The 5,248-nt window shown below is 64.6% G+C and carries 4 protein-coding genes and 1 pseudogene; 3 read left to right on the top strand and 2 right to left on the bottom strand.

Features of this window, described 5'->3' with window-relative positions:
* From RJQ10_RS04150 to RJQ10_RS04140, 3 genes are all read left to right on the top strand, one after another.
* Positions 1-721: hypothetical protein (locus tag RJQ10_RS04150; RefSeq protein WP_350143917.1), on the top strand; the 721-nt coding region annotated here is incomplete at its 5' end.
* A gap of 26 nt (positions 722-747) precedes the next feature.
* Positions 748-1,179 carry an MAPEG family protein gene (locus tag RJQ10_RS04145; protein ID WP_350143915.1) on the top strand — a complete coding sequence of 144 codons (432 nt, stop codon included), beginning with the start codon at positions 748-750 and terminating at the stop codon, positions 1,177-1,179.
* Complete coding sequence (locus tag RJQ10_RS04140; protein ID WP_350143914.1) at positions 1,180-2,322, top strand: murein transglycosylase A family protein; 1,143 nt, start codon at positions 1,180-1,182, stop codon at positions 2,320-2,322.
* Between the two features lie 64 nt (positions 2,323-2,386).
* Here RJQ10_RS04140 and katG read toward each other — a convergent pair whose 3' ends face one another.
* Together katG and RJQ10_RS04130 are read right to left on the bottom strand one after the other, a co-directional pair.
* Positions 2,387-4,615 (bottom strand): catalase/peroxidase HPI, encoded by a 2,229-nt coding sequence (katG, locus tag RJQ10_RS04135; protein WP_350143912.1) that lies wholly within the window; start codon positions 4,613-4,615, stop codon positions 2,387-2,389.
* 174 nt (positions 4,616-4,789) lie between these two features.
* Positions 4,790-5,248, bottom strand: a pseudogene (locus tag RJQ10_RS04130) (spinster family MFS transporter); the annotation flags it as partial.

Genomic DNA, 5,248 nt, shown 5'->3' with positions numbered 1-5,248 from the left:
GAAGGCGGGGCATATCGCCGTGCTGGTGGAGCTGCTGGAGGGCAAGGAACTGCCGGGCGGACGCTCGCAGATCGACCATGCCCAGCAGGTAGTGCGCGAACGCTTCGTGGAGTCCTCGGTGCTGTTCGGACTCGACCAGTTGATCAAGGGTATCCTGAAATCCTTCAACCGGATTTTCTTCACTGTCGCCAGTTTGCTACCGATTCCCGGCAGCGGCGGCCTGGTCAAGTTCCTCAACACGGTCATCAACCTGTCGCTGACCTATCTCGACGAAGTCATCCTCGCCTACAATATCCGCACCCGTGCGGAAAATCCCTGGGACGCCAGCAAGACCGCGCTGGTGCTGTACGCACAGAACTACAAGGCCTTCCTGAAAAACGCCTTCTGGCTGGCGTTCCTGATCTGGGGCCTGACCTTCCTGATCTTCCTGCTGATCCTGGCCCCGGTGGCCGGCCTGGTCGCCCTGTTCCCGGGCAGCGCCGGCCCCCTGAGCCTGGTCATCGCGGTGGTCTTTGCCTGGGGCATCAAGCAGGCGGTGATTGAACCCTTTGCCATGACCGCCCTGATGCAGGTGTTCTTCAAGGTTACCCAGGGGCAGCAGGCCAATCCCGAATGGGAAGCCAAGCTCGACAGCGCCTCCGGCAAGTTCCGGGAGCTGAAGGACAAGGCTGCGAGCTGGCACAAGCCCGCCCCGGCAGCCGCCGAAACCCCCAACGGCTGAGCCGCCCTTTACCGGAGAGAGCAACAATGACAACAGCCATTCTCGCCCCCGCCGCCCTGCTCGCGGCCTGGTCCCTGGTCATCCTGACCTGGATGGCCGCCACCCGCCTGCCCGCCATGAGCAAGTCTGGCCTGGACCTGTCCAAACCCATGCCGGGCGGGCGTCGCGGCGCAGACCTGGAGGGCGTGTTGCCCGACAACGTCAACTGGAAGGCCCACAACTACACCCACCTGCACGAGCAGCCCACAGTGTTCTACGCCCTGTGCTGCATCCTCGCGATTGCCGGTGCCGGCACCGGCCTGGCGCTGCAACTGGCCTGGGCATATCTGGGCCTGCGGGTTGCCCACAGCCTGGTGCAGGTCACCAGCAACTACGTGCCGCTGCGCTTTTTGCTGTTCCTGGTGTCATCCCTGGCGCTGGCAGGCATGAGTTATTTTGCCATCACGGCGACGCTGTAGGTGAAACACCAGCCGTTTGCTTTGCGCCGACTTGCCTGCCTGACTCTCCTGATGCTGGCCGGTGGCAGTGCCGGCGCCAGCCCGGCCTTCAGCCCCGCCGATACGCTGCCCGCGGGCAACTGGCCGGACCACAGCGCCGCACTGTGTGAGGTCGCCGCGGCAACCGCGGACTACCTCGCCCGGGGCAGCGCCTACGATCCGGCGGCGATTCACGGCGGCACCACCCCGCTGCTGCGAAGCCGGCCCGAGCGAATCCGCGAGACCCTGGAATTTGTCTGTGAAACACAGCGCCAGGACCGGGCCTCCGGACGCAGCTCACGCCTGGCCGACCCGGCATTTATCCAACAGCATTTCGAACTGCTGCGCTGGCACCCGGATCGGGCGAAGGCCGCCGCCCTGGCCACCGGCAAGCCGCTGCTGCAACGGCTGCCCGCCGACCGGCTGCTGCTCACCAAGTACTATGTGCGGGTGGCGGATGGCAGCGCCCGGCAGAGCGCGGCAAGCCCCCACGCCCTCTACGGCCTGCCCTTCGACGAGGCAGCACTGGCGCTGGAGGAAGCGGACGCGCGGCGGGACAGCATCACGCGCTACCGCTACGGCAAGCAGCGGGTGCTCGCGCTGGAGGCCGACCCGGGTTCCGCGGGCCAGATGGCCGCCCTGGCCCCACCGCTGATCTGGCTCAGCCGCGCCGACCTGGAGGGCGCGCTGCTGCAGGGCACCGCCGTGATCGAGGACGAGCGCGGCCAGCGCCGCTACTTCAATGTGCACCGCAACAACGGCGTCGCCTACGACCGCAGCCGCAAGCCCGAGGAACAGGATCGCTACTGGTACTTCAAGGAAGTGCCCGGGGTGCTCGGCTACGGCAAGGATGCGGATTACAAGATACCGGTCAAACCGCTGGTGACCGTGGCCGGGGACATCTTCCAGCTCGGGCTGGGCCGGCTGGTCCTGCTGCGGGCCGAAGAAGCCGGGCAGCCCACTTTCAGACTGGTGGTACTCGCCGACACCGGCGGCGCCTTCCACGACAACCTGTACCAGCTGGACTGGCTCAGCGGCTACTACCGCGGCTGGGATGACTACCACGCAGCGAACCGGCACATCAGCGACTACGCGGATGCGTGGCTGTTGCTCAAGCGCCAGTAGTTCCCGCCCATAAAAAAACGGCGGCGCATTACGCGCCGCCGTTTCAGCGTACGACCAGTGTTGCCTACTGCAGGTCGAAGCGATCCGCTTGCATCACCTTGGTCCAGGCCGCGACGAAGTCATTGACGAACCTCTCCCCGGAATCGCCCGACGCATACACTTCAGCGATAGAGCGCAGTTCCGAGTTGGAGCCAAACACCAGGTCGACGGGCGTTGCGGTCCACTTGAGCTCGCCCGAGCTGCGATCGTGCCCTTCATAGATGCCCTCGGCCGACTCTGACTTCTTCCACTGGGTGGACATGTCCAGCAGGTTGACGAAGAAGTCATTGCTCAGGGTTCCCGGACGGTCGGTAAAGATACCGTGTTGCATCTGCCCGGCATTGGCGCCCAGGGCGCGCATGCCGCCGACCAGCACCGTCATTTCCGGCACGGTGAGGTTCAACAGGCTCGCACGATCCACCAGCATGTCCGCGGGCGAGCGGTAGTTGCCCTCGCCGTAGTAATTGCGGAATGCGTCGGCTTTCGGCTCCAGCACAGCGAAGGAGTCGACATCGGTCATTTCCTGGGTGGCGTCGGTGCGGCCAGGCGCGAAGGGTACCTCGACCTTGTGTCCGGCAGCCTGCGCGGCCTGTTCGATCGCCGCGGCACCGGCCAGTACGGTCAGGTCAGCCAGCGACACCTGCTTCTTGCCCCGACGCTGCGCACTGTTGAAGTCCTCCTGAATGGTTTCCAGGCGCGCCAGTACCCTGGCCAGTTCCGCCGGATCGTTCACCGCCCAGTCCTTCTGCGGCTCCAGGCGGATGCGCGCACCGTTGGCACCACCGCGCTTGTCGGTATCGCGGTAGGTCGAGGCTGCGGCCCAGGCGGTACGCACCAGTTCACCGGTGCTGAGCCCGGACTTGAGGATCTCCGACTTCAGCTTGGCAATGTCGCGGTTGTCGATCAGGTCGTGATCCACCGGGGGCACCGGATCCTGCCAGATCAGCGCTTCGTCGGGGACCTCGGCGCCGACATAGCGGGCCAGTGGCCCCATGTCCCGGTGGGTCAGCTTGTACCAAGCGCGGGCAAAGGCGTCTTCGAACTCCTTGGGGTTGTTCAGGAAGCGCTGCGAGATTTCACGGTAGGCCGGGTCTTCCTTCAGGGACAGATCGGTGGTGAACATGATCACCGACTGGGTCCTGCCGTCAACATGGGCATCAGGCGCCTGGGCTGCGGCCGGATTGCCCTTGGGCACCCACTGGACTGCGCCGGCGGGGCTGCGCGTCTGCTCCCATTCGAAGTTGAACAGGTTCTGCAGATACATCATCGTCCAGCGCGTAGGCGCTGCGGTCCAGGAACCTTCCAGGCCGCTGGTGATAGTGTCCTCCGCATTGCCCTTGCCGCACTTGCTCATCCAGCCCAAGCCCTGCTCTTCGAGTCCCGCGGCAGCCGGCTCCGGTCCCGTGCAGTCACCGGGCTTGCCGGCACCGTGGGCCTTGCCGAAGGTGTGGCCGCCGGCGATCAGGGCCACGGTCTCTTCATCGTTCATTGCCATGCGGCCAAAGGTTTCCCGGATATCCTTCGCCGCCAACAGCGGATCGGGGTTGCCGTTGGGACCTTCCGGGTTGACGTAGATCAGGCCCATCTGCACCGCCGCGAGCGGGTTCTCCAGCCTGCGGTCACCCTCATAACGCTCATCGGCAAGGAACTCGTTCTCCGGGCCCCAGTACACCAGGTCGGGTTCCCAGTCATCCTCACGACCGCCGGCAAAGCCGAAGGTCTTGAAGCCCATGGACTCAAGCGCCACGTTGCCGGTCAGGACCATCAGGTCGGCCCAGGAGAGGCTGGCGCCGTACTTCTGCTTGACCGGCCACAGCAGGCGCCGGGCCTTGTCCAGGTTGGCGTTGTCGGGCCAGCTGTTGAGGGGGTCAAAACGCTGCTGGCCGCCGCCGGCACCGCCGCGGCCATCGGCGATGCGGTAAGTGCCCGCGCTGTGCCAGGCCATGCGGATGAAGAAGGGACCGTAATGGCCGTAGTCAGCGGGCCACCAGTCCTGGGAGGTTTTCATCAGTTTCTCAATGTCCTGCTTTACCTCCGCGAGATCAAGCTTGGCGAAGGCCTCGGCGTAATCGAAGTCCTCGGCCAGCGGGCTGGACTGGGGGCTGTGCTGGCGCAGCGGCGACAGGTTCAGCTGCTCCGGCCACCAGAACTGGTTCGACATGTTGGCAGCCTGGGTGCTGGCATAAGCACCGGGCACTATTGACGCGGTAGCTATGGCCACTGCGGCTACCAGGGGAATTGTCTTCTTAATCATTGCGAGCCTCTCTCATTAGCGAATACTGCGTTGAGTCTTGTTGGGCTATACGAATATAGCAGAACCACCGGAATCCGGCTTTTCCACCATCCGAGAGGTTAGCGCAGCCCCTTTGATTCACCCAACATATTTAAACTGAAGCTTGCGTTCCAAAAAACCGAACACCCCTGTTGTTCAGTCTTCAACCCGCTTGAGGTCCCCGGGGAAATGCACGCCTGCGCGCCAGTAGTGAAACGCCGCCCAGAGATTGGCCATGGAGCAGATCAACAGCGCCCAGCGCAGGGAATCCGCACCATAGTGCGGCGCCAGCAGGTCACTGATCATGCCCACCACCGACGGACCGAAGGCGAGGCCGACGATGTTGATGACGAACAGCAGGATGGCGGCGGCAACGCTGCGCATCCGCAGGCCGACCAGGGTCTGGGTCTGGGCAAAGGTCGTGGCCTGGTAGAAGTTCCCCAGCAGCACCGGTATGACCAGGAACAGCAGGGCGAAAGTCACCGAGTCGGACAGGAACACGCCCACCCCGGCGGGTACCGCGAGCAGCAGCGCCACCGCCACCACCCACAGGTACCAGCGTGTATCGCGCTCGCCGAACCGGTCAGCGAGCCGCCCGCCGAGGACAATGCCGAT

The sequence above is a fragment of the Haliea sp. genome (genome assembly GCF_040222615.1).
Classification (GTDB): domain Bacteria; phylum Pseudomonadota; class Gammaproteobacteria; order Pseudomonadales; family Halieaceae; genus Haliea.
The sequence above is the reverse complement of the archived record's forward strand: the minus strand, read 5'-3'. Positions and strand labels throughout refer to the sequence as shown.

Bases quoted from the DNA above. Each gene is read 5' to 3' on its own strand.
- RJQ10_RS04145 (WP_350143915.1), top strand. From the start codon at position 748: ATGACAACAGCCATTCTCGCCCCCGCCGCCCTGCTCGCGGCCTGGTCC.
- katG (WP_350143912.1), bottom strand. From the start codon at position 4,615: ATGATTAAGAAGACAATTCCCCTGGTAGCCGCAGTGGCCATAGCTACC.